This window comes from Kitasatospora sp. NPDC005751, assembly GCF_040630835.1.
Lineage (GTDB): Bacteria > Actinomycetota > Actinomycetes > Streptomycetales > Streptomycetaceae > Kitasatospora.
In genome coordinates, this window is sequence record NZ_JBEXYC010000007.1 from 217,936 (window position 1) to 241,850 (window position 23,915).

A 23,915-nucleotide genomic window follows, 5' to 3' on the forward strand; every position below is an offset into this window, starting at 1 on the left:
GATTCGACTCACTGGGCGCACTCTGTGGCAGTGCTGCGGTGCAGTGCGTTCCACCGGCCGTCGGCCGGGGGTGGGTGGTGCGCACCGCTGCAGAACCCCGGCGTGGGAGAGGCAGCGGGAGGATGCGTTCGCTTTGCTTCGGCTGGTGCATGTGTGGTGCCCGTACTTCGGGGTGGAACTGCCCCGGGGCGGCGGGGAAGACGGTCGCCGCCCCGGGGAGGTGCGGGGGAGACCCGGTGGCTACGTCGGTCCGGGGGCCTCGGTGGTCAGGTGCTCGGGCCGGACGGGGATCCGGTTGAGCGCCAGACCGGTGGCGTTGCGGATGGCGGCCACGATCGACGGCGTCGCGGAGACGGTCGGGGCCTCGCCCACCCCGCGCAGCCCGTACGGGGCGTGCGGGTCGGGGAGTTCGAGGATCTCCACCGGGATCGGCGGGGTGTCCAGGATGGTGGGGATCAGGTAGTCGGTGAAGGACGCGTTGCGGACCTTCCCGTCCTTGACGATGATCTCCTCCATCACGGCCAGGCCGAGCGCCTGGGTGCAGCCGCCCTGGATCTGGCCCACCACCGAGAGCGGGTTGAGCGCCTTGCCGACGTCCTGGACGGCGGTCAGCTCGACCACCTTGACCAGGCCCAGCTCGACGTCCACGTCGACCACGGCGCGGTTGGCGCAGAAGGTGTACTGGACGTGGCCGAAGCCCTGCCCGGTCTCCTTGTCGAACGGGACGGTCGGGCGGTGGTGGTGCTCGCGGGTGAGGTCGATCGCCTCGTCGCCGAGCAGGTCGACCATGGAGACCAGGGCGCCCGTCGACGGCGAGACCACCTTGCCGCCGGCCAGCGTCAGGTCGTGCTGGGTCCAGCCGTAGCGCCGGCGGCCCTTCTCGATCAGCGCCTGCTTGACGGCCTCGGCGGCGAGCTTCACCGCACCGCCCGTCATGTAGGTCTGCCGGGAGGCCGAGGTCGAACCGGCCGAGCCGACCTCGGTGTTGGCCGGGTGGATGGTGACCTGCTCGACGCCCAGCTCGGTGCGCGCGATCTGGGCGTGCACGGTGACGCCGCCCTGGCCGACCTCGGCCATCGCGGTGTGCACCATGGCGACCGGCTCGCCGCCGATCACCTCCAGGCGCACCCGGGCGGTGGAGTAGTCGTCGAAGCCCTCGGAGAAGCCGACGTTCTTGATGCCGACCGAGTAGCCGACGCCGCGCACGATGCCCTCGCCGTGCGAGGTGTTGGAGAGCGCGCCGGGCAGCTGGCGGACGTCCAGCTGTTCGGTGTCCAGCGGCGGCGGGAGCGGCATGTCCTTGACCCGGCGCAGGAGTTCGGCGACGGGGGCGGGCGAGTCGATCTGCTGGCCGGTGGGCATGAAGTCGCCCTCCGACATCGCGTTCAGCTGGCGCAGCTCGACCGGGTCCATGCCCAGCTCGGCGGCGAGCCGGTCCATCTGGGTCTCGTAGCCGAACGCGGCCTGGACCGCGCCGAAGCCGCGCATCGCCCCGCAGGACGGGTTGTTGCTGTACAGCGCGATGGCGTGCATCTTGACGTTCGGGATCACGTACGGGCCGTGGCCGAGTGAGGCCGCGTTGCCGACCACGGCCGGCGAGGCGGAGGCGTACGCGCCGCCGTCCAGCACGATCCGGCAGTCGGCGAAGACCAGCTTGCCGTCCCGGGTGGCGCCGTGCTCGTAGGTCATCCTCGCCGGGTGGCGGTGCACGTGGCCGTAGAAGGACTCGTCACGGGCGTAGACGATCTTGACCGGCTTGCCGGTGTGCTGGGCGAGCAGGCAGGCGTGGATCTGCATCGAGATGTCCTCGCGGCCGCCGAAGGCGCCGCCGACACCGGCCAGCGTGAGGCGGACCTTCTCCTCCGGCAGGGCCAGCACGGGGGCCATCTGCTGGCGGTCCACGTGCAGCCACTGGGTGGCGATGTAGAGGTCGATGCCGCCGTCCTCGGCCGGCACGGCCAGGCCGGACTCCGGGCCGAGGAAGGCCTGGTCCTGCATGCCGACCTCGTAGCTGCCCTTGACGATGACGTCCGCCAGGGCCCGCACCTCGTCGGTCACGCCGAGGCCGGAGACCAGCTTCTGCTCGTGGCAGATGTTGCCGTAGCCGTGCGACTTGAACTCGTGCGGCTCGTGCACGTAGCCGTGGGTCTCCGGGTCGAGGCACTGCTCCTCGGTGGTGATCGGGGTGAGCACCTCGTACTCGACCTTGATCTTCTTCACCGCGCGGCGGGCCGTCTCCGGGTGGTCGGCCGCGACCAGCGCGATGGCCTCACCGTGGTAGCGGACCTTGTCGATCGCCAGGGCCGGCTGGTCCTGGATCTCCAGGCCGTAGTACTTGGTGCCGGGGATGTCCTCGTGCGTGAGGACGGCGTACACGCCGGGGACCTTCAACGCGTCGGCGATGTCCACCGAGAGGATGTTCGCCCGGGGGTGCGGCGAGCGCAGCGCCATACCCCAGAGCATGTCCTCGTGCCACAGGTCGGACGAGTAGGCGAACTCGCCCTTGACCTTCAGGTTGCCGTCCGGGCGCAGCGGCGAGCCGCCGATGCCGTCCTTGCTGGCCTGGTTGATGTTCTGCAGGTTCTTCTGACCCTGGATGGTGCGGGTACTCATTCCGACGTCGCCCTCTCGCACGTGCGGGCGGAAGCCAGCCGCACCGCGTCCATGATCTTCTCGTAGCCGGTGCAGCGGCAGAGGTTGCCCGACAGCGCCTCACGGATGTCGTTGTCACTCGGCTGGGCGTCCTTCGCCAGCAGCGCGTCGGTCTGCACCAGCAGGCCGGGCGTGCAGAAGCCGCACTGGACGGCACCGGCGTCGATGAAGGCCTGCTGGACCAGGCCCAGCTCGCCCTGCTCGTCGCTCAGGCCCTCGACGGTGCGGACCTCGCGGTCCTGCACCTGGCCGGCCGCGACCAGACACGAACAGACCGGGACGCCGTCCAGGTAGACCGTGCAGGAGCCGCACTCGCCCTGCTCGCAGGCGTTCTTCGAGCCCGGGAGGCCGACCCGCTCGCGCAGCACGTAGAGCAGGCTCTCGCCCTCCCAGACGTCGTCGGCCTCGACCGGCTTGCCGTTGGCGGTGAAAGTGACCCTCATGCCGCGCTCCTGATCTGCTTGCTGTAGTCGTTCCACGTCCAGGTGAGCGTGCGGCGCGCCATCACGGCCAGCGAGTGCCGCCGGTAGTCGGCGGTGCCGCGGACGTCGTCGATGGGCGAGGCGGCGGCCTTCACCAGCTCGCCGAACCGCTGGATCACCTCGGCGCCCAGCAGCTCGCCGGACTCCCACAGGCCGCGCTCGGCGAGCACGCCCCGCAGGTACTCCTCGGCCTCGACGGCGCGGCGCGGCGTGGGGGCGGCCGAGCCGATCCCGGTGCCGACGGTGCCGTTCTTCGGGTGCAGCGCGAAGCCGAAGGCGCAGACCGCGATCACCATGGCGTTGCGGGTGCCGATCTTGGAGAACTGCTGCGGGCCGTCCGCGACGGGGATGTGCACGGCCCTGATCAGCTCGTCGGCCGCCAGGCTGTTGCGCTTGACGCCGACGTAGAACTCGTCGATCGGGATCATCCGGGTGCCGCGCACGGAGTCCGCCTCGACGAACACGTCGCGGCCGGCGGCCAGCAGCGCGGGGTGCGCGTCGCCGGCCGGGGAAGCACCGCCGAGGTTGCCGCCGACGCCGCCGCGGTTGCGGATCTGCGGCGAGCCGACGGTGTGGGCCGCCAGCGCGAGGCCGGGCAGCGGACCGGACAGCTCGTCGATGATCCGGGAGTAGGGGACGGAGGCGCCGAGCCGGACGACGTCGCCGTCGTTCGACCATTCGGTGAGCTCGGTGATGCGGTTCAGGTCGAGAATCGCGGATGGCCGGTGCACGTCGAAGTTCATCTCGACCATGACGTCCGTACCGCCCGAGATGGGCAGCGCGGTCGGGTACTCAGCCTTCGCCGCGAGTGCCTCGTCCCAGGTAGCGGGCCGAAGGAACTCCATGCGGGTGTCTCCTCAAGTCGTTGCCGGCCGGACGGGTGGGCACAGTGCCCGGAACTCGGTGTTCGGACCGCGCTGTCCGCTTCGTCGCCTCCGCGTCGGGTCCTGGTCACCGGGGTGTGTCCGGCGGCGTGTGGCCAGTGAACCTCTGTGACGGGGCCCACTGGCAGTCACCGATGGCATGAAGCCCCGGCTGTGGTCCCGCCCGGCATCCTGTACGTTCCTCTAAGGACGAGAATCTCGCAGCCCAGCTGATTTCCGGGTGCTGCCTACGACCGTAATCCGGCCGTGATTCCCGAGCTATGACCCCGTGATCCGGGCGTCCGTTGGGACGTAACACCGAGCACGGATGTTCGGGCACACTGTGACCCCCGGACCGCGCGCTCGGGCCCCCCACCCCCACCCCAAGCCCGTAAGGAGTCCCGGATGCGTGTCCGCGACCTGCTCGCCCCCGGAGCCCCGAGACTGCGCCTGCTCGCGGCCGAGGAAGAGCTCGACCGGCAGGTCAGCGGCGTGATGACCACGGACCTGCACGACCCGGGCCGCTACCTGCACGGCGGCGAGCTGGTGCTCACCGGCATGCTCTGGCGCACCGGGCCGGCCGACTCCGAACGCTTCGTGCGGACCATCGTGGCCGGTGGCGCGGTCGCCCTCGCGGCCGGCGAGGCCGAGGTCGGCCCCGTCCCCGAGGACCTCGTCGACGCGTGTCGCCGGCACCGGATGCCCCTGTTGGCGGTACCCGACGACATCGCTTTCGGCACCGTCACCGAGTTCATCGGCCGACAGGTCTCCGCCGACCGCGCCGCCGACCTGGCCGCCCTGGTCGACCGCCACCGGCTGCTGGTCTCCGCGGCCGGCGGCGGCGGACTGGACGCCGTCCTCGACCTCCTCGGCGGCGACCTCGACCTCGACTGCTGGGTGCTCACGCCCACCGGCGCGGTGATCGCCGGCCCGGCCGACCGGCTCTCCGCCGAGGACCGCGACCAGCTGGTCCGCGCCCACCTCGGCGCCCAGCGCCAGCGCCGCCGCCCCCCGCACCGGGCCCGGCTGGCCAACGGCTCCTACTCGCTGCTGCCCGCCCCGGCCCTCGACGACGTCCAGGCGCCGCTCGCCGACTGGGTGCTCGCGGTGGCCGGCGACGTCACCGAATGGACCACCAAGCGCCAGCAGCTCGCCGAGAACCTGGCCCGGCTGGTCGCCGCCGAGCGGCACCGCCGCGACGAGGGCCGCCGGCTGCGCCGCCGCCTCGCCGACGAGGTGCTGACGCTGCTCCAGCGCGACGCCGACCCGGGCGAGATCAGCCGCACCCTGTACGCCTCCTCGGCGATGGCCGCCCGGTACGAGAACCCCGAGCCCAAGCCGCAGTCGCCGGACGGCTCCTGGCTGGTGCTCAGCGCCGAGGGCACCGGCCTGCCCGAGGGCGCGGTGCGGCTGATCCTGGAGGAAGCTCTCAACGGCACCACCGACCGCGCCCTGGTCGCGGGGGCGGGCACCGGCGCGGTGGTGGTGCTGCCCGCGCTGGACAGCGCGGTGCCCGCCGACACCCTGCGGGAGCTGCTCGCCCCGCTGGAGGCGGGCCTCGGCTCGGAGGGCCGGATCACCCTCGGCGTGTCGGCCCCCGCCTCCGAGGCGGGCGGCCTGCGCGGCGCGCTGGAGGAGGCCCGGCACGCCCGCCGGATCGCCGCCGCCCGGGTCGGCCGGGTCTGCGTGGCCGGCCCGGAGGAGCTGGCCTCGCACGTGCTGCTGCTGGCCGCGGTGCCCGACGAGGTTCGCCGGGCGTTCCGCAGCCGGCTGCTGGACAAGGTGATCGCCTACGACATCGAGCACCAGGCGGACCTGGTCCGCACCCTGGAGGCGTTCCTGCGCTCGGACGGCTCGTGGACCCGCTGCGCCGCCCAGCTGCACGTGCACGTCAACACGCTGCGCTACCGGATCGGCCGGATCGAGGAGCTGACCGGCCGTGACCTCTCCCGGCTGGAGGACCGGGTGGACTTCTACCTGGCCCTCGAACTGGCCTGAGCCCGCACGGAAAGGGTCCGCCCCGCACACCGTCGGTGTGCGGGGCGGACCCTTCCGCGTGACTACGGCTGCACGGGGATGATCGAGGTGAGCCACTGGAAGACGCCCGGCACCATGTTCTTCCAGACGTCGCTGGAGTGCGGCCCGGTGGTCTCCTGGACCTGGACGGTGGTCGGCGCCTTCGCGACGGCCGCGATCGCCTGGCCGTCCTCGTAGCCGTCGCCCTTGTTGCCGCTGATGTACAGGGCGACCTTCGGCGGCTGGGCGGCGGTCTTCACGATGGTGACCGGGTTGTTCGCCTCGCGCAGCTGGGCGTCCTTGCCGACCAGTGAGGACTTCTCGACCGCCGGGTCGTTGTAGCCCGAGAGGCTGATGCCGGCCCGGTAGCGGTTGGGGTGGGCCAGCGAGAGCTTGGCGGCGCAGTGGGCACCGGCCGAGTAGCCGGCCACCGCCCAGCGGTCGGCCGACGGCTCGGCACGGAAGTTGTCCAGCACCATCTGGGGGACGTCGCGGGTCAGCCAGGTGTCCGCGTTGACCTTGCCGGGCACGTCGGTGCAGCCGGCGTCGGTGCTGTTGCCCAGCAGCAGGGTGCGCGGCGAGACCAGGATGAACGGCGCCACCTTGCCCTCCTGCATCAGCGGCTTGAGCTGCTCGGAGACCTTGAGCGTGCCGTACCAGGTGGAGGAGGAGCCGGGGAAGCCCGGGATCAGCTCGACGACCGGGAACTTCTTGTCCTTGAACGCCGGGTCGTGGTACTGCGGCGGCAGCCAGACCAGCACCTCGCCGTCCACGCCGGACAGCTGGCCCTTGAGGTCGGTCTTCTGGACGTCGTTCGGCACCTTGGGGTCGTCCACGCTGCGGAACTGCTGGTGGACCTTGGGCGGCTGCTTGGCGGCGTCGCCGCCGGCCTGGGCCCCGCCGGCGCCCGCCTCGGCCGGGGGGACGGAGGGCACGGCCCGGACGTGGTTGCCGGTGCCCAGCAGGTCGTCCCAGTTGCCGTAGATCAGGTTGGCGTTGTTGACCATGACGAAGACCGTCGTCACGGCGGTGATCTGGCAAAAGACGATCATGGCAAGCCTGGAAAGGACCTGCACCGGCCTCGGCCCGCGCACCTTTCCCCAGAGCAGCAGGGCCGCCGCGATGGAGATCGGCACGAGGACGATCGTGCAGATGAGGAATGGCGTGCCTGTCAGTTGCATCAAATTCTCGTATCCGGGTTCAAAGCCGTCCGGGGCCCCACTCGCCCGGAACGCGCTCCAATGGCATCAGACGGTCGGGAACGCGGGATCGGTTGCCGTCCGAATCTGTAAGGAACCTGAGAGGAACATCACGTTTCGGCGCTGTTCCCTCTTGGGGCCCGCACCAGTCTGCCACCCTGACGGCCCGCACCCGGACGCTGCACCCAGCGGACTCCCAGGAACGCCACCGGGGGCACGATACCGCCCGGGCGGATCCGGGCGGCGGGCGAGGCGGTGCGATGCCGCGCGCGGCGGGCAGCGAGACTATGGGGATGAGCACAACCCGCTTTCGCCCCTTCCGCCGGTTCCGGCCCGCCTGCGCCGTCCTCGCCGTGCTGGCCGCCGTGGCCGGCTGCAGCAGTACCGGAGGCCTCCGCGCCGAGCACGCCCGCAGCCAGGCCGCGGCCGCCGGTGGCAGTGCCGTCACCACCCCGCGCTGGAAGATCGCCATGGTGACCCACGCCGGCGCCGGCGACGCCTTCTGGGACACCGTGCGCAAGGGCGCCGAGCAGGCCGCCGCCAAGGACAACATCACCTTCCTGTACTCCAACGACGCCCAGACCCAGAACCAGGTCCAGCTGGTCCAGGCCGCCATCGACCAGAAGGTCGACGGCCTGCTGGTCACCCTCGCCAAGGGCGACGCGCTCGGTGACGTGCTGGGCAAGGCCAAGGCGGCCGGCATCCCGGTGATCACCGTGAACTCCGGCCAGGAGTACTCCGCCCGGTTCGGCGCGCTGACCCACATCGGCCAGGACGAGTCCACCGCCGGCCAGGCGGCCGGCACCGAGCTCGCCGGCCGGGGCCGCAAGAACGTCCTCTGCGTGATCCACGAGCAGGGCAACGTCGGCCAGGAGCAGCGCTGCTCCGGCGCCCAGTCCAAGGCCGGCGGGGCCTTCCAGGTGCTCTACGTGGACGGCGTCAACATGCCCGACGCCCGGGCCGCCGTCTCCGCCAAGCTGCAGGCCGACCCGGCCATCGACACCGTGCTGACCCTCTCCGGGCCGATGGCCGCCACCGGACTGCAGGCGATCCAGGACGCCCGCCGCCCCGTCGAGCTCGACACCTTCGACCTGGGCACCCAGGTGGTGGCCGGCCTCAAGTCCGGCTCGGTCGGCTTCGCCGTCGACCAGCAGCCCTACCTCCAGGGCTACGAGGGCGTCGACCTGCTCTGGCTCTACCGCTCCAACCTGGACATGCTCGGCGGCGGCAAGCCCGTGCTGACCGGGCCGCAGATCCTCACCCGCGACGACGCCGACGCCCTCGCCGAGTACGTCGCGAGGGGGACGCGTTGAGCACCACCGACCTCCTCGTCCAGGACCGCCCGGCGGCGCTGCGGCGGGTGCTCGCCCGCCCCGAACTGGGGGCGCTGATCGCCGCCGCCGCGGTCTTCCTGGTCTTCGCCGCGGTCGCCGAACCGTTCCTGCGGGTCTCCTCGCTGGGCACCGTGCTGTACGCGGCCTCCACCATCGGGATCATGGCCGTCCCGGTCTCGCTGCTGATGATCGGCGGCGAGTTCGACCTGTCGGCCGGCGTGCTGGTCACCACCGCCGCGCTGACCTCGTCGATGGTGTCCTACCAGCTCACCGCGGTGACCTGGGTCGGCGTGCTGGTCTCGCTGCTGGTGACGCTGGCGGTCGGCGGCTTCAACGGCTGGATGCTCAGCCGGACGAAGCTGCCCAGTTTCATCGTCACCCTGGGCACCTTCCTGATGCTCACCGGCGCCAACCTCGGCGTCACCAAGCTGGTCTCCGGCACCGTCTCGACCAAGCCGATCTCCGACATGGAGGGCTTCGGCGCCTGCCGTTGGCTGTTCGCCTCCGAGGTCACCGTCGGCGGGCTGACGATCAAGGCCACCGTCTGGTGGTGGCTCGGCCTGCTGCTGGTCGGCAGCTGGGTGCTGCTGCGGACCCGCTTCGGCAACTGGATCTTCGCGGTCGGCGGCGACGCGGCCGCGGCCCGGGCGGTCGGCGTGCCCGTCGCCCGGACCAAGACGGTGCTCTACCTCGGCGTCGGCTTCGGCGCCTGGGTGCTCGGCCAGCACCTGCTGTTCTCCTTCGACACCGTGCAGTCCGGCGAGGGCGTCGGCAACGAGCTGATCTACATCGTGGCGGCCGTCATCGGCGGCTGCCTGATCACCGGCGGTTACGGCTCGGTGGTCGGCTCGGCGCTCGGCGCGCTGATCTTCGGCATGGCGAGCAAGGGCATCATCTACGCCCAGTGGAACCCCGACTGGTTCAAGTTCTTCCTGGGTGCGATGCTGCTGCTCGCCGCCCTGTTGAACACCTTCGTCAAGCGCCGCGCCGAACGGGGACCGCGATGACCGAGCTGCTCCGCCTCGAAGGCGTCGGCAAGACCTACGGCTCCGTCCGGGCGCTCCAGGACGTCTCGCTCACCCTGCGGGCCGGCGAGATCAGCTGCGTGCTCGGCGACAACGGCGCCGGCAAGTCCACCCTGATCAAGATCATCGCCGGGCTGCACCGGCACGACGAGGGCCGTTTCACCGTCGGCGGCGAGGAGGTCCGCTTCGGCTCCCCGCGCGAGGCGCTGGACCGCGGCATCGCCACCGTCTACCAGGACCTCGCGGTCGTCCCGCTGATGCCCGTCTGGCGGAACTTCTTCCTCGGCTCCGAACGGGGCCTGCGGCGCTGGGGCGGACTGCGCCTGGACGCCGACGGGATGCGCGCCACCACCCGGGAGGCGCTCGCCCGGATGGGCATCGACCTGCACGACGTCGACCGCCCGATCGGCACCCTCTCCGGCGGCCAGCGCCAGTGCGTGGCGATCGCCCGGGCCGTCCACTTCGGCGCCGAGGCGCTGATCCTGGACGAGCCGACCGCCGCGCTCGGCGTCAAGCAGTCGGGGGTGGTGCTCAAGTACGTCACCGCCGCCCGCGACGCCGGCCTCGGGGTGGTGCTCATCACCCACAACCCGCACCACGCCTACCTGGTCGGCGACCACTTCACCCTGCTCAAGCGGGGCCGGATGGCCGGTAGCCACCCGCGGGCGGAGATCGGCCTGGAGGAGCTCACCACCGAGATGGCCGGCGGCTCCGACCTGGAGGAGCTCTCGCACGAGCTGGCCCGGCCGGGCACCGACACCCGTGAACCCCGTGAACCCCGTGACACCCGTGACTCCCGTGATCCCCGTGAGGAGCGTCCGCAGCCGTGACCACCCCCAACGCCGCCTCCCGGCCACCGGTCCTGCCCAGCCTGCTCGGCCTCGGCCCGCGGGCCGAGCGCCGCCGCCGGGCCCTGCCCGCCGGCCTCCTGCGGCTGCCCACCATCGGCGTCGACATCGGCGGCACCAAGGTGGTCGCGGGTGTGGTGGACGGCGAGGGCAAGGTGCTGGAGAAGCTGCGCACCGACACCCCCGACAAGAGCAAGAGCCCCCGGGTCGTCGAGGACGTCATCGTCGAGCTGGTGCTCGAACTCGCCGACCGCCACGACGTCCACGCGGTGGGCATCGGCGCGGCCGGCTGGGTGGACGCCGAGCGCTCCCGGGTGCTCTTCGCCCCGCACCTGAACTGGCGCAACGAACCGCTCCAGCAGGCGCTCAGCGAGCGGCTGCGGTTCCCGGTGATCGTCGAGAACGACGCCAACGCGGCGGCCTGGGCCGAATGGCGGTTCGGCGCCGGGCGCGGCGAGGACCTCATGGTGATGCTCACCCTCGGCACCGGCATCGGCGGCGCGGTGGTCCGCGACGGCTACGTCGACCGGGGCAAGTACGGGCTGGCGGGGGAGTTCGGGCACATGCAGGTGGTGCCCGGCGGCCACCGCTGCCCGTGCGGCAACCGGGGCTGCTGGGAGCAGTACTCCTCCGGGAACGCCCTGGTGCGCGACGCGCGCGAGCTGGTCGCCGAGGAGTCGCCGGTGGTCCAGCTGCTGCTGGCCAGGGCCGGCGGCGCGGTCGAGGGCATCACCGGCCCGCTGGTCACCGAGGCCGCCCGGGCCGGTGACGCGACCGCCGTCGAGCTGCTCTACGAGGTCGGCACCTGGCTCGGGGTCGGCATCGCGAACCTCGCGGCCGCCCTGGACCCGGGCCGCTTCGTGGTCGGCGGCGGCGTCTCCGAGGCCGGCGACCTCCTCCTCGCCCCGGCCCGGGACGCCTTCCGTCGCACCCTCACCGGGCGCGGCTTCCGGCCGGAGGCGACCATCGCGCACGCGGCCCTGGGCAACGAGGCGGGCCTGGTCGGCGCCGCCGACCTCGCCCGCCAGGTCGCCCGCCGCTTCCGCACCATCAAGCGGCGCCGGGTGGAGCGCAGCGTGCTGTAGCGCCGGACTACCCGCCGGTAGTCGCGGCGCCCTGTTGTCCGGGCCATGCCTCCTGTGAAACAACGGAGTTGACGTCTACTCAGGAGGCCTCCGGATGAGAGCTCTGGCCCGAATCGCCCCGCCGCTCCTGCTTGCCACCGCCCTGGTCTGTTCCGCCGCCGGGCCGGCCGGGGCGGCAGCCCCGCCGCCGAAGGTGCCCGAGGCGGTGGGCTGGGGCGGCGCGGTGGCCAGCGTGGACGCCGACGCCACGGCGGCCGGCATCGAGGTGCTGCGCAAGGGCGGCAACGCGGTGGACGCCGCCGTCGCCGTCGCGGCGGCGCTCGGTGTCACCGAGCCGTACTCGGCCGGCATCGGCGGCGGCGGGTACTTCGTCTACTACGACCACGACAGCGGCCGGGTGTCCACCATCGACGGCCGCGAGACGGCCTCCCGGACGGCCGACGCGTCGCTCTTCCTGGAGGGCGGCAAGCCGCTGGCCTTCGCGGACGCCGTCACCAGCGGGCTGTCGGTCGGCGTGCCCGGCTCCCCGGCGACCTGGGAGACGGCCGTGCGGCAGTGGGGCAAGCGCTCCTTCGCCGACGCGCTGAAGCCGGCCCGGCGGATCGCCGAGCAGGGCTTCACCGTCGACCAGACCTTCCAGGACCAGACCGCGCTCAACCAGGACCGGTTCAAGGACTTCCCCGCCACCGCGAAGCTCTTCCTGCCCGGCGGCAAGCTCCCCGCGGTCGGCTCCACGTTCCGCAACCCCGAGCTCGCCGCCACCTACCGCCAGCTGGGCGAGCAGGGCACCGCGGCGCTCTACCGGGGCGACCTCGGCGCCGACATCGTCCGGACCATCCAGCACCCGCCGGTGGACCCGGCCTCCGGGCGCAACGCCCGCCCCGGCAAGGTGGACGCCGCCGACCTGGCCGCGTACCAGGTGCGCCGCCAGCAGCCCACCCACGTGGCCTACCGCGACTACGACCTCTACTCGATCGCCCCGTCCAGCTCCGGCGGCACCACCGTCGGCGAGGCGCTGGGCATCCTGGAGGACGGCGACGTCGGCCGGTACGACGACACGCAGTACTACCACCACTTCCTGGAGGCCTCCCGGATCTCCTTCGCCGACCGCAACCGCTGGGTCGGCGACCCGGCCTTCTCCGACGTCCCGGCCAAGGAGCTGCTCTCCCCCCGGTACGTCGCCTCGCGGGCCTGCCTGATCAGCCCCGACCGGGCGCTCACCAGCCCGCTCGCCCCCGGCGACCCGCGCCACCCGGCCGACTGCGCGAACACCGGCGCGGCCCAGCCCGAGCCCTACGAGGGCCTGAGCACCAGTCACCTGACCGTGGCCGACCGCTGGGGCAACGTCGTCTCCTACACCCTCACCCTGGAGCAGACCGGCGGCAGCGGCATCACCGTCCCCGGCCGGGGCTTCCTGCTCAACAACGAGCTGACCGACTTCAACTTCACCCCGCTGACCCCCGGGGTGCCGGACCCGAACCTCGCCGGGCCGGGCAAGCGCCCGCGCTCCTCGCTCTCGCCGACCATCGTGCTGCGCGACGGCGAGCCGGTGCTGGCGGCCGGCTCGCCCGGCGGCGCGACCATCATCACCACCACCCTCCAGGTCCTGCTCGGACGCCTGGACCGGGGCCTCGGCCTGGAGCAGGCGATCGCCGCGCCGCGGGCCAGCCAGCGCAACACGGCCGCCACCCAGGCCGAGCCGGCCTTCCTGGACCTGCCCGAGCGGGCCCGGCTGGAGGCGCTCGGCCACGTGTTCACCAGCACGCCCGAGATCGGCGCCGCGACCGGCGTCGAGCGCCTGCCGGACGGCCGCTGGGTGGCGGCCGCCGAGCCGGTGCGGCGCGGCGGCGGCGCGGCGGCGGTGGTGCGCCCCGCGCCCTGACGCCCGACGCCTGACGGCGGTGGCCCCCGGGCCCGCGGGCCCGCGGGCCTGTCGGTGCCGGGCGGTAGATTCGGGGTGGGCGTCCTGCCGGGCGCCCACCCTCGTCCGTACCACCGGGAAGGCCGCCCGCCGTGACCGTCCGCATCGCCACCTGGAACATCAACTCCGTCACCGCGCGGCTGCCCAAGCTGCTGGAATGGCTGGAGAGCGCCAAGCCGGACGTGCTCTGCCTCCAGGAGCTCAAGTGCTCCACCGATGCCTTCCCCTACGAGCCGGTCCGCGAGCTCGGTTACGAGACCGCCGCGTACGGCACCGGCCGGTGGAACGGCGTGGCCGTCGTCTCCCGGATCGGTCTGGAGGACGTGGTGCGAGACCTCCCCGGCCAGCCCGGCTTCCTCGCCGACGGCGCCCTGCTGCCCGACACCGAGCCGCGGGCCATCGCCGCCACCTGCGGCCCGGTCCGGGTCTGGTCGGTCTACGTGCCCAACGGCCGCGAGGTGGACCACGCCCACTACCGCTACAAGCTGGAGTGGCTGGAGGCCCTGCGCCTGGCCTCGCTGGAGGACGCCGCGGGGGAGCGCCCCTTCGCCGTCCTCGGGGACTTCAACATCGCCCCGACCGACGAGGACGTCTTCGACGTGGCGGCCTTCGAGGGCCTGACGCACGTCACACCCGCCGAGCGCGCCGCCCTCGCCGCCCTGGGCGAGGCCGGTCTGCAGGACGTAGTGCCCCGCCCGCTGAAGTACGACCGCCCGTACACCTACTGGGACTACCGCCAGCTGGCCTTCCCGAAGAACCGGGGCATGCGGATCGACCTCACCTACGCCAACAAGCCCTTCGCCGACGCCGTCACGGACAGCTATGTGGACCGCGAGGCCCGCAAGGGCAAGGGGACGTCGGACCACGCCCCGGTCGTGGTCGACCTGGACCTCTGAGCCCGGCCGGGCCCGGCGTCACGCCCCGTAGCGGCGGCTCGCCCGAACGGGCCAGAGCGGTGGCCGGGCGCCGGGTGTGTGCCTACCGTCGGTGAATGACTGGGTGTGGTTGTTCGATCACGTGGACTTCGGAGTCCCCGGCCGCGCCCGAGAATCCCGGAGGTTCCGGTATGCGCCCCACGCGTACGGCCGCCGCCGCCCTGATCGGCGCGACGGTGCTGACCGGCCTGACGGCCCCCCTCGCGCTGGCCAAGGACGGCGCCGCCACGGTCAGCCCGTCCCAGGCCGCACCGGGCCAGACCGTGACGGTCACGGTCTCCTGCGAGAAGTCCGACAAGCCCGACGCCAAGACCATCACCGCGAGCTCCCAGGCCTTCGAGGGCGGCCCGGCCACCCTCACCCTGGGATCGGACGGCCGGCACACCGGCTCCGCGCGGCTGGCGGGCAAGGCCGGCGGCGACAGCAAGGTCGACGGCACCTGCCCCGACGGCGCCGCCTTCTCGACCAGCGTCACGGTGACCACCGTCGCCGCGTCCTCCGGAGCCTCCTCCTCGCCCGGCCAGAGCCTCGGCGAGTGGGGCAAGGCGGCCGGGGAGTGGGCCGGCTCGCTCGGCCAGTCCGGTGCGGGCAGCCAGCAGGTCGCTCCGCACGGCGCCGTGCAGACCGGTCTCGGCGGCTCGGTCGCGGCCGACCCCGCCGAGCTGGCGGGCGGCGCGGCGCTGGTGGTCGGTGGTATCGGCGGATTCTGGCTGTTGCGGCGACGCGGCGGCGCCGGGTCCGCCTGAAGGCGCGCCCCGCACCCGGGGGCCCTCGGGCCCGCCCCACGGTGCCGCCGGACCGGTCGGTCCGGCGGCACCGGCCCGTCTCAGGCCGTCGCGGCCCGGGCCGCGGAGCCCCCGGTGACCCCGGCCGCCGTGGACGCCCGGGGAGCCCGCGGGGTCTCCGGCGCCTCCGCGGCCCGCAGGAGGCCGGAGGCCAGCAGGTACTGGGCCAGGAGGTACGTCGCCATGATCCAGAACTGGTGCCCGGGCAGCTCGCGCCACTTCGCGAGCTTGGTGGCGATCAGGGTGTCGGAGAGCAGGAAGAGCGCCCCGCCGAGGCCGGTGCGCCACCCCAGCCCGGCCGAGGTGACGGCGGTCGAGGCGAGCAGCAGGCTGTACCCGGCCACCGGCGCCCGGAGGCTGCCGAGGTCCGGCCAGAGCCGGCCCACCATCACGGCCCAGGCCGTCGCGTACGCGGCCGTGACGATCAGCGCACGCCGCCGGTCCGTCAGCGCCCCCTGCCGGACGAACATCGTCACGTAGCAGACGTGCGCCGCCGCGAAGGAGCCCATCCCGGCCAGGAACGCGGTGTCGTCGCCGAGCTGGAGCAGGACGTCCCCGCCGCCGCTGAGCAGCAGCGCGGGCGCCAGCAGCTTCGGCGCCTCCCGCCCGGCCGCGGTGGCGGCCGTGACGCTGTGCGCGGCCAGCAGCGGCATCAGCGTCGGCTTGGTGGCGTGCCGCAGGGCGGGCGTGTCGGTGAGCAGCGCGCCCAGGTGGGCCGCCGAGGTGGCGGCGAAGCCGGTGAGCAGCCCGGTGGCGGAGCGCAGGCGCCCGCCGAGGACGGCGCGGGTTGTCGTGCGGATGCTCATGCGGCGGTGTCCTCCGGTGGGTGGGGGCGGGCGGCCCGTTCGTCCGCACCCTAGGCGACCGGGTCCGTCCGGGGAAGGCCGGGTTACCCACGAGTACTACCCGGGCGTAGGCCGGCGCGCGCCGACGGCCGGGGCCGCTCCGGCGGGGTACGCGCGGACCAATTCGCCGCGAGCTCCGGTTGGGGCCACCGGCGGCCGCGCCCACCGTCTAGTCTGGTCCACGACATGGAGCAGCAGGAGTACGCGGCCGGCACCACGCGGGTGGCCGGCGGCACGTCGGACGGGCGCACGGGCGGGGCGGGGCAGGGCACCACCGTCGCCGTCGTCGCCGTACGCGAAGCCGGTCCTGACGCTCCGCAGGAGACCGGAGGGGCTGTCCTCTCGCCCGATCCGGGGCTGCTCCGGCTGGCGCACTGGTTCGCCGAGGCCGATCCCGGGACCGCCGACGACCTCTGCGTCGCCACCTTCGGCCTCTACCCGGCCCGCCACTTCGGCGTCCCGGCCGAGCCGGTGACCGGTCCGGAGGCGGCGGCCGGTGACGCCGTCAGCTGGTGGCACGGTCCCACCGCGCACGCCCCCGCCGCGCTGCGGGTGCGCGAGCCGCGGCCGGCGCGCCGCCAGCGCCGGGCCCGGCGGGACGAGGGGGCGCTGCCCGTCGTCCGCTCAGGAGCCAAGCCGGGTCTGCCCGGAAAGCACCGCAAGCCCGAGCCGACCCGCTCGGCCGCCGGCGCTCAGGACCGTTCCGCCGCCGCCGAGCGTCGGATCGCCGCCCGGCTGCTGCTCGCCCACCCGCTGGTCACCGCCTCCGGGCCGCACGCCGACGGGTTCCCGCTGATCCGGCGTCACCGCGACTGGCTGACCGGCCAGTTCGACACCCTGCTCGGCTACCGCCTGGTGGTCGGCCCCTGGCACGCCCGCCTCTACAAGGCCGGGCTCGGCCCCGGCGCCGCCCGCCGGCTCGAACACCCCGGCACCGGCGCGCCGTTCACCCCCGGCGGCTACGCCCAGCTCGCCCTCGCGCTGTCCCTGCTGGTGGACGCCCCCGAACGGCTCCCGCTCGGTCCCCTGCTGGCGGCGATGCGGGACGCCGTGCCCGGTCGGGCCGCCACGCCCGCCGACCTCGCGATGGCGCTCGCCGCACTGGCCGACTGGCAGGTGCTCGGCGAGATACCCGCCGACCGGAGCGCGGACGGCGTCGTCCTGACGGTCGACCGGGAGCTGGCCCGCGCCGTACCCGCGGGTCCGCCCGCCCTCGCCGACGACCCCGCCGACCTGATCCGCCGCGCCGCCGGGGCCGAGCCTGGCACCGCCGTGCGCCGCCGCCTCGCCGAGACCCCCGCCGTGCTCGCCGCCGACCTGCCCGCGGACCAGCGCGACTGGCTCGACCTCCACCGCCGGACCGGCCCGGCGGCGCTCGCCGAGTTCCTCGGCCTGGAGGCCGAACTGCGGGCCGAGGGGGTCGCCCTGCTCGACCCCGCCGACGAACTCACCGACCTCGCCCTGCCCGGGGCCGGTACCCTCGCCCAGGCCGCCCTGCTGTTGGTCGAGCGCCTGGTCGAGGAGGTCCGGCCGCTCCCCGGCGAGGCCACCGGCGCGGACGTCCCGATCCCGGACGCGCTGATAGACGGCGTCCTCGGGGACATCGCCGACGAGTACGGGCTGCCGGCCGGCTGGCGGCGCGACTACCTCGCCGACCGCACCGCGCTGCGCCGCGACGCCCTCGACCTGCTGCACCGGATGGGCCTGATCACCCCCGCGCCGCGCGGCACCCGGCCGCCGGGCTGGCTGCTGCGCGCCCCCGCCGCCCGCTTCGCTCCGGCGCCCGATCTGCGGCCGGCCCCGGGGACGGGCCGGCACTCCCGCCGGGAGACCCCGGTGGGGGTCCCGTCAGGCCCCCGGGCGGAGCAGCGGGCCTGAGCGCACCGGCCCGCCGTCGAGCGGGTCGCGCGCCGGGAACGACAGAAGCACCGCGTCCGTGGCCGGTGGGCCGGACGGCGGTGCCTGGGGTCGGGCGCGGAGGGCGGCGGGATCAGCGGGTCATCGTCGGGCGGTGGCCGCCGTGAGCGGGCCGTGCTGGGCGGCTTCGACGGTGGCTCCCACACCGAGCGTGCCGAGGGCGATGGAGGCGAGAACGGCGGTACAGGCCAGGAAGCGGCGGTGGCGCTGCGGGAGCGGGAAGCGCGGATCCTGGAGGGTCGCCGGAGGGTTGGCGTTCATGACAGGGAGCGTTCCAGGGCGGCGTGAACGAGCGGTACGCGCGGGTGAAGTCCGGATGGGGGCCAAGCGTCGGTTCGTGCCGGATCCGCCCCGCCCCGCCCCGCCCCGGGGCGGGGCAGATCCGGGGCGGTCACCGGGACGGCGGTCGCGGCCCCCGCCGGGCGTCGGCCATCGCCTCGCCGACGGCCACCCGGACGGCGTCCCGCAGACCGTGCGCGGCGTGGAACCGCGAGGGCCCGGCCGCCGGATCCTCGCGCAGCTCCTTCACCAGGGCGACGCAGAGCAGCAGCATCACCACCACGAACGGCAGCGCGACCAGGATGGTGGCGTTCTGCAGCGCGGTGAGCCCGCCGGCCAGCAGCAGCGCGGCGGCGACCCCGCCCATCAGCACGCCCCAGACCACCACCAGCCAGGTGCGCGGGTGCAGCGAGCCCCGGCTGGAGAGCGAGCCGAGCACGAGCGAGGCGGAGTCGGCACTGGTGATGAAGAAGGTCATCACCAGCAGGACCGCGATCACGCTGGTCACCGAGCCGAGCGGGAGCGAGCGCAGCATCTCGAACAGCGAGGCCTCGGCGCCCTGGGGGATGGTGGCCACCAGGTCGGCCTCGCCGGTGGAGTTCAGCCGGATCGCCGTCCCGCCCATCACGCAGAACCAGACCACCGTCGCCCCACTGGGGACCAGCAGCACGCCGGTGAGGAACTGCCGGATGGTCCGGCCGCGCGAGATGCGGGCGATGAAGGTGCCGACGAACGGCGCCCAGGAGAGCCACCAGGCCCAGTAGAAGATCGTCCAGGAGCCGAGCCAGCTCTCGTCGGTGAAGGCGCCGGTCTGGGTCGACATGGCGACCAGGTCGGAGAGGTAGCCGCCGACGGTGGACGGGATCGCGTCCAGGACGAAGACCGACGGGCCGAACACGAAGACGAAGAGCATGATCAGCGAGGCCAGCACGACGTTCGAGGTGGAGAGCCACTTGACGCCCTTGTGCACGCCGGAGAAGGCGGAGAGGACGAAGGCGGCGGTCAGCGAGCCGATGATGACCAGCTGGGTGCGTTCGGTGTTCTCGACGGAGGAGATGAAGCCGAGGCCGTCCGCCACCTGGAGGGCGCCCAGGCCGAGGCTGGTCGCCGAGCCGAAGACGGTCGCGAACACCGCCAGCAGGTCGATCGCCCGGCCGGGCCAGCCGTTCGCGCCGCGTTCGCCGATCAGCGGGACGAAGGCGGCGGAGATCCGGTTGCCCCGGCCCTTGCGGAAGGTGGTGTAGGCGAGCGCCAGGCCGCCGACCGCGTAGATCGCCCAGGGGTGCAGGGTCCAGTGGAAGAGCGAGAACTCCAGCGCCTGCTGGGCGGCGGCCGGGCTCTGCGGCTCCAGGCCGGAGCCGGGCTGCGGCGCGGCGTAGAGCTGGAGCGGTTCGCCGACGCCGTAGAACATGAGGCCGATGCCCATGCCGGCGCTGAACATCATCGCGACCCAGGCGAGGGTGGAGAACTCCGGCTCGTCGTCGTCGCGGCCGAGCCGGATCCGGCCGAAGCGGCTGAACGCGAGCAGGACGGTGAGCACCAGGAAGACGTCGGCGGCGACCACGAACAGCCAGCCGAAGTTGTGCAGCACCCAGCCGAGCGCGGTGTCGGACGTCCGGCCGAGCGAGTCCTCGGCGAAGACGCCCCAGGCGACCACCCCCAGCACCAGCACGGCACTGACGCCGAACACCGTCCGGTCGACGGGGAGGGTCGCGGCGGGTTCGTCCGGGCCTGGTGGCTGGCTGCTCATGAAGGTCCCTCTCCTGGCGTACTGGACGGTCGGCGACACGATCGGAAAATAGATACATGTCGTACTATGTCCAGTCCTCGGGGGTGCCGGGGGGAGGGCACGCCGGGGAGAGGCGACCGGACGGGCCGTCAGGGCGAGGATCGGCGCACCGGGCCGCGGGTCGTCAGGCGGCCGCGTACGCGCGGGCGGAGGGCCCGGTGGTCGGGGCGGCGGTGTCCAGGTACCCGGCCAGGGCCTGCCGGCTGCGGGTCAGCTCGGCGATCCGGGTGTCGAGTTCGGCCAGCTCGCCGCGGAGGGTGGCGAGCAGGTCGGGGCAGGCCTCCAGGGCCGGGACGGGGCCGCTCGCGCACGGCAGGATCTCGGCGATCACCCGGGTGGACAGGCCCGCCGCGAGCAGGCCGCGGATCTGCCGCACCCGGATCTGGTCTCCCTCGCGGTACTCGCGGTAGCCGGCGGCCGACCGGTCCGGTTCGAGCAGCCCCTGCTCCCCGTAGTACCGCAGCAGGCGGGTGGACACCCCGGTCAGGCGGGCGAGTTCTCCGATGCGCATGACCGGGCGAACGCCCGTCCGGGCCGGGCTGTTCCCGGCCCGGACGCGGCGGGGCCGTCGCTACGCCGGCCGACCGGTCACGAAGTCCAGCAGCAGCGCGCGCAGTTCGGGCAGGCGCTCGACCACCGGGAGGTGGCCACTGGCGAGTTCGACCAGCCGGGCGCCCGGGATGCCCTCGGCCAGGGCGCGGTGCTGGCTCGGCGCGACCAGCATGTCCTCGGTGGTGCTGATCACCAGCGTCGGCACGGTGACCCGGGCCAGGTCGCCGCGCACGTCCACCCGGCCGGCCAGGCCGAACTGCTGGCGGTAGCCCGCCGGGACGGGGGCGAGAAGCACGGCGCGCAGGTCCGCGAGCTGCTCGGCGGTGAGCGCGTCGACCCAGGTCTCGCCGAAGGCGACCGCGAGCACGAAACGGGCCAGCAGCTCCGGGTGGTCGGCCAGGCCGGCCGCCAGCTCGGCGGTGAGCCGGAGCCGGTGGTCGCCGCCGGCCACCCCGGCGAGCAGCAGCAGCGAGCGGACCCGGGCCGGGTGCCGGGTGGCGGCGCGGACGGCGACGGCGGCCCCGAGCGAGTACCCGGCCAGGTCGAAGCTCTCCAGGCCCTCCTCGACGGCGGTGGCGACCAGCCGGTCCGCCAGCTCGTCGAGCGAGGGCCCGGCCGGCTCGAACGGGGTGTCGCCGGAGCCGGGGAAGTCGGGTGCGACGACGGTGCGGAGGGCGGCGAGGTCGTCCAGCAGCGGCCCCCAGTTGTCCCGGGCGCTGCCGCCGGCGCCGTGCGCGAGCAGCAGGCCCGGGCCGGAGCCCCGGACGATCCGGGCCAGCGCGGGCGGGGTGGCGGGGGACGGCTCGGTCATGGCGGGGCTCCTGTTCACCTGGATGGCTCGGTGACCGGCACGCTAGGAGTTCACACCGGTGTGAAGGTCAAGACCGGTGCGGGCCGAACCGTCCGCGCGGCGTCGATCGGCGGGATCGGCGGACGCGACACGGTTCGCGATCGTATGATCCGGGCGTGACCGGAGGCCCGAGCGCCGCGAGACCGACCGGGCGGACCGCCGCCCCGGTCCGGAGCGCCGCTGCCCGCCGGGCCGTCGCCCGCCGCGCCAGACGCACCGACCGCTGTCGCTGAGCCCCGCCCGCGCGCCCCGCGCCGGGCCGGAGCGGACCCGCGCCGTCGGCGCCCCCGTCCCCGCCCGCCCGGCCGCGCGGCCCGCCCGACCGTCCGCCGCAACCGAACGGAAGTGTGCCCGTGCCCACCGCGAACCCCCTTCGGACCACCCCCGCGAGCCCGATCCCCGGCGAGGCCGCCTACGACCGGCTCCGCCGCCGGCAGTGGTCGGCCGGCGAGGCCCGCGCCGACGGCGTCGAGCGCCGGACCCTGCTGCGGATGCTCACCGCCGCCGGGGTGCTCGCCGCACCCGCCGCCGGCGGGCTGGTCGTCCCGGACCGCGCCCGGGCGCGGACCGCGACCGCCGCGCCGGGAGCGCTTGCCGAGCCGCCCACGGCCCTCGCGGGTACGGTGTCCCCCGTGCCCGGCATCGTGAAGCCGCTGCCCGCCGAGTGGTTCCTCCCGCGCGGGACCAACGCCGAGATGCGCTGGGACGCGCTGCGCGACGCGGAGGGCGCGATCGGCCGGCACGTCCCGGTGGAGCGCTTCTTCGTCCGCAACCACACCAGTACCCCGGTCATCGACGCCGACAGCTGGCGGCTGCGGCTCTTCGGCAGCGGCCTGCGCGGCGGCCCGGACGCCGGGCGGCCGGTCGAGTTCGGCCTGGCGGACCTGCGCGCCCTTCCCTCGACCAGGATCAGCGCCCTGATCGAGTGCGCCGGCAACGGCCGCAGCTTCTACGCCACCCAGCAGAACCAGCCCGTGCCCGGCACCCCCTGGACGCTCGGCGGGGTCGGCTCCGCCCAGTGGCGCGGCGTGCGGCTGTCCGAGGTGCTGCACCGGGCCGGGCTGACCCGGGACGCGGTGGACGTGCTGCCCAGCGGCCTCGACCCCGCGTACGTGAGCGGTGGCGTCGACTTCGGCCGGGTGCGCCGCCCGCTGCCGGTCGCGAAGGCGCTGGACGACGTGCTGCTCGCCTACGAGATGAACGGCGAACCGCTGACGCCCGACCACGGCGCGCCCCTGCGGCTGGTGGTGCCGGGCTGGATCGGGATCGCCTCGATCAAGTGGGTCGGCTCGATCGAGGTCGCCGACCAGCCGCTGTACTCGCCCTGGAACACCGACTTCTACCGGATGTTCGGTCCTGACTACCCGGCCGGCGGAAGTGCGCCGGTCACCACCCAGGTGGTGAAGAGCGCCTTCGAACTCGCCCGTGACGCGGTGCTGGCGGCGGGCCGCGAGCACCGCCTGTACGGACGCTCGTGGTCGGGCGCGGCGCCGGTCCGCCGGGTCGAGGTGAGCACCGACGGCGGCCGGCGCTGGCACCGCGCCGAGCTGCGGGACGAGCCGCGCGCCGACAACTGGACGCGCTGGAGCCTCGACTGGCGCCCGGACCGGCCCGGCCCGTACGAGCTGCGGGCGCGCGCGACCGACCGCCGCGGCAACACCCAGCCCGCGACGTCCGTGTTCAACCGCGAGGGCTACCTGTTCGACGCGGTGGTGGTCCACCCGGTGACGGTCGCCTGACGCAGCTCAGCCGGTGGGGCTGGCCTCGTACGGCGCCTCGTACGGCGTCTCGTACGGGGTCAGCACCAGCCGCACCACGTCCTCCAGCCGCCGCCGGGCGTCGCCGAGCGTGGTGCGGCCGGTCACCCAGGCGGTCAGCTCGCCCTGCCAGGCATGGCCGACGATGTGCCGCACCAGGTCGCTCGCGGCGGCCGGCACCTCGGCCATCACCGCCTGGAGCGCGGTGCTGTCGGCCCGGGCCATGCCCTGCAGCGCCTCGCTGGCGAAGGGGTCGGTGGAGGCGGCGACGGCCACCCGGAGCCGGGCCAGTTCGGGCTGGCGCTGGTAGGCGCGCATGCCTCCGCGCACGAAGCGCACCACCCGGTCGGTGGCCCCCAGCCCGGCCCGCGGTCCGCGCAGCTCCGCCACCAGGTCGGCCAGCAGCAGCCGGTGCCATTCGGCGATGGCCGCGGCCAGCAGGTGGTCCTTGGAGGAGAAGTAGCGGTACGCCGTCCCGAGGGCGACTCCGGACCGCTCGCAGACCTGTTTCATCTGCAGCCGCTCGACACCGATCTCGTTCACCAGGGCGAGCGCGGCCGCGATCAGGGACTCGCGGCGTTCGAGCTGACGTGGAGACATCGCCTCCACCGGTCGTGGTGACAGGTCAACCTTGGTCACCCGCACCATGATACGGCTCGGAACCGCTCAGGAGTATGACGCCGACCGGTCGCCCCGCGTTCGTCCGCCGTCCACCGGTGGACGGCGCCTCGCGGCCTTCCCGGCCCGGGGCGGGGCCGGCGGCTCCGACGTCCCCGAGCGC

Annotated in this window: 20 protein-coding genes; 10 read left to right on the top strand and 10 right to left on the bottom strand. The window is 74.1% G+C overall.

What is annotated here, in order from left to right; translation table 11 throughout:
- Positions 1-240: 240 nt before the first annotated feature.
- From pucD to ABZ497_RS10730, 3 genes are read right to left on the bottom strand one after another with little or no spacing between them, the layout of a single operon-like run.
- The gene (gene pucD, locus ABZ497_RS10720; RefSeq protein ID WP_359804321.1) at positions 241-2,613 is read right to left on the bottom strand and encodes a xanthine dehydrogenase subunit D; all 2,373 of its coding nucleotides are present in this window, start codon (positions 2,611-2,613) and stop codon (positions 241-243) included.
- The gene (locus ABZ497_RS10725; protein ID WP_359804322.1) at positions 2,610-3,095 is read right to left on the bottom strand and encodes a (2Fe-2S)-binding protein; all 486 of its coding nucleotides are present in this window, start codon (positions 3,093-3,095) and stop codon (positions 2,610-2,612) included. Before ABZ497_RS10725 ends, pucD begins: the two co-directional genes overlap by 4 nt.
- A complete protein-coding gene (locus tag ABZ497_RS10730) occupies positions 3,092-3,979 on the bottom strand; it encodes an FAD binding domain-containing protein (RefSeq protein WP_329490618.1) in 888 nt (295 codons plus the stop codon). Before ABZ497_RS10730 ends, ABZ497_RS10725 begins: the two co-directional genes overlap by 4 nt.
- Positions 3,980-4,402: 423 nt before the next feature.
- On the opposite strand from ABZ497_RS10730, the gene ABZ497_RS10735 reads away from it, so the two are divergent.
- The gene (locus ABZ497_RS10735; protein WP_352295142.1) at positions 4,403-5,995 is read left to right on the top strand and encodes a helix-turn-helix domain-containing protein; all 1,593 of its coding nucleotides are present in this window, start codon (positions 4,403-4,405) and stop codon (positions 5,993-5,995) included.
- A 62-nt stretch (positions 5,996-6,057) separates the two neighbouring features.
- Here ABZ497_RS10735 and ABZ497_RS10740 read toward each other — a convergent pair whose 3' ends face one another.
- A complete protein-coding gene (locus ABZ497_RS10740) occupies positions 6,058-7,149 on the bottom strand; it encodes an alpha/beta hydrolase-fold protein (protein WP_329490621.1) in 1,092 nt (363 codons plus the stop codon).
- Between the two features lie 356 nt (positions 7,150-7,505).
- Between ABZ497_RS10740 and ABZ497_RS10745 the strand changes: the two genes are divergently transcribed.
- The 7 genes from ABZ497_RS10745 (at position 7,506) to ABZ497_RS10775 (ending at position 15,106) form a co-directional block, all read left to right on the top strand.
- Complete coding sequence (locus ABZ497_RS10745) at positions 7,506-8,525, top strand: substrate-binding domain-containing protein (RefSeq protein ID WP_329490622.1); 1,020 nt, start codon at positions 7,506-7,508, stop codon at positions 8,523-8,525.
- Entirely contained in the window at positions 8,522-9,553 is a 1,032-nt protein-coding gene (locus ABZ497_RS10750; RefSeq protein ID WP_359804323.1) for an ABC transporter permease, read from the top strand. Before ABZ497_RS10745 ends, ABZ497_RS10750 begins: the two co-directional genes overlap by 4 nt.
- Entirely contained in the window at positions 9,550-10,401 is an 852-nt protein-coding gene (locus ABZ497_RS10755; RefSeq protein ID WP_359804324.1) for an ATP-binding cassette domain-containing protein, read from the top strand. Before ABZ497_RS10750 ends, ABZ497_RS10755 begins: the two co-directional genes overlap by 4 nt.
- Positions 10,402-10,442: 41 nt before the next feature.
- Positions 10,443-11,504: an ROK family glucokinase gene (locus tag ABZ497_RS10760; RefSeq protein ID WP_359804341.1), complete on the top strand. Its 1,062-nt coding sequence runs from the start codon at positions 10,443-10,445 to the stop codon at positions 11,502-11,504.
- A 94-nt stretch (positions 11,505-11,598) separates the two neighbouring features.
- Positions 11,599-13,386: a gamma-glutamyltransferase gene (gene ggt / locus ABZ497_RS10765; protein ID WP_352295148.1), complete on the top strand. Its 1,788-nt coding sequence runs from the start codon at positions 11,599-11,601 to the stop codon at positions 13,384-13,386.
- A 131-nt stretch (positions 13,387-13,517) separates the two neighbouring features.
- The gene (locus ABZ497_RS10770) at positions 13,518-14,321 is read left to right on the top strand and encodes an exodeoxyribonuclease III (RefSeq protein WP_359804325.1); all 804 of its coding nucleotides are present in this window, start codon (positions 13,518-13,520) and stop codon (positions 14,319-14,321) included.
- A gap of 170 nt (positions 14,322-14,491) precedes the next feature.
- Positions 14,492-15,106 carry a hypothetical protein gene (locus tag ABZ497_RS10775; RefSeq protein ID WP_359804326.1) on the top strand — a complete coding sequence of 205 codons (615 nt, stop codon included), beginning with the start codon at positions 14,492-14,494 and terminating at the stop codon, positions 15,104-15,106.
- A gap of 80 nt (positions 15,107-15,186) precedes the next feature.
- Here the strand turns inward: ABZ497_RS10775 and ABZ497_RS10780 are convergent, their stop codons facing one another.
- A complete protein-coding gene (locus tag ABZ497_RS10780; RefSeq protein WP_359804327.1) occupies positions 15,187-15,951 on the bottom strand; it encodes a lysoplasmalogenase in 765 nt (254 codons plus the stop codon).
- A gap of 225 nt (positions 15,952-16,176) precedes the next feature.
- Between ABZ497_RS10780 and ABZ497_RS10785 the strand changes: the two genes are divergently transcribed.
- Positions 16,177-17,868 (top strand): DUF2398 family protein, encoded by a 1,692-nt coding sequence (locus ABZ497_RS10785; RefSeq protein ID WP_359804328.1) that lies wholly within the window; start codon positions 16,177-16,179, stop codon positions 17,866-17,868.
- A 120-nt stretch (positions 17,869-17,988) separates the two neighbouring features.
- Here the strand turns inward: ABZ497_RS10785 and ABZ497_RS10790 are convergent, their stop codons facing one another.
- From ABZ497_RS10790 to ABZ497_RS10805, 4 genes are all read right to left on the bottom strand, one after another.
- Positions 17,989-18,168, bottom strand: coding sequence for a hypothetical protein (locus ABZ497_RS10790; protein WP_359804329.1), 180 nt, complete (start codon positions 18,166-18,168; stop codon positions 17,989-17,991).
- Between the two features lie 130 nt (positions 18,169-18,298).
- A complete protein-coding gene (locus tag ABZ497_RS10795; protein ID WP_359804330.1) occupies positions 18,299-19,936 on the bottom strand; it encodes a BCCT family transporter in 1,638 nt (545 codons plus the stop codon).
- Positions 19,937-20,099: 163 nt separating this feature from the next.
- Positions 20,100-20,486 (bottom strand): MerR family transcriptional regulator, encoded by a 387-nt coding sequence (locus ABZ497_RS10800; RefSeq protein WP_329490632.1) that lies wholly within the window; start codon positions 20,484-20,486, stop codon positions 20,100-20,102.
- Positions 20,487-20,546: 60 nt separating this feature from the next.
- The gene (locus tag ABZ497_RS10805; RefSeq protein WP_359804331.1) at positions 20,547-21,338 is read right to left on the bottom strand and encodes an alpha/beta fold hydrolase; all 792 of its coding nucleotides are present in this window, start codon (positions 21,336-21,338) and stop codon (positions 20,547-20,549) included.
- A gap of 392 nt (positions 21,339-21,730) precedes the next feature.
- Between ABZ497_RS10805 and ABZ497_RS10810 the strand changes: the two genes are divergently transcribed.
- Complete coding sequence (locus ABZ497_RS10810; protein ID WP_359804332.1) at positions 21,731-23,116, top strand: sulfite oxidase; 1,386 nt, start codon at positions 21,731-21,733, stop codon at positions 23,114-23,116.
- A 6-nt stretch (positions 23,117-23,122) separates the two neighbouring features.
- Here the strand turns inward: ABZ497_RS10810 and ABZ497_RS10815 are convergent, their stop codons facing one another.
- Positions 23,123-23,773 (bottom strand): TetR/AcrR family transcriptional regulator, encoded by a 651-nt coding sequence (locus ABZ497_RS10815; protein ID WP_359804333.1) that lies wholly within the window; start codon positions 23,771-23,773, stop codon positions 23,123-23,125.
- Between the last annotated feature and the right edge of the window lie 142 nt (positions 23,774-23,915).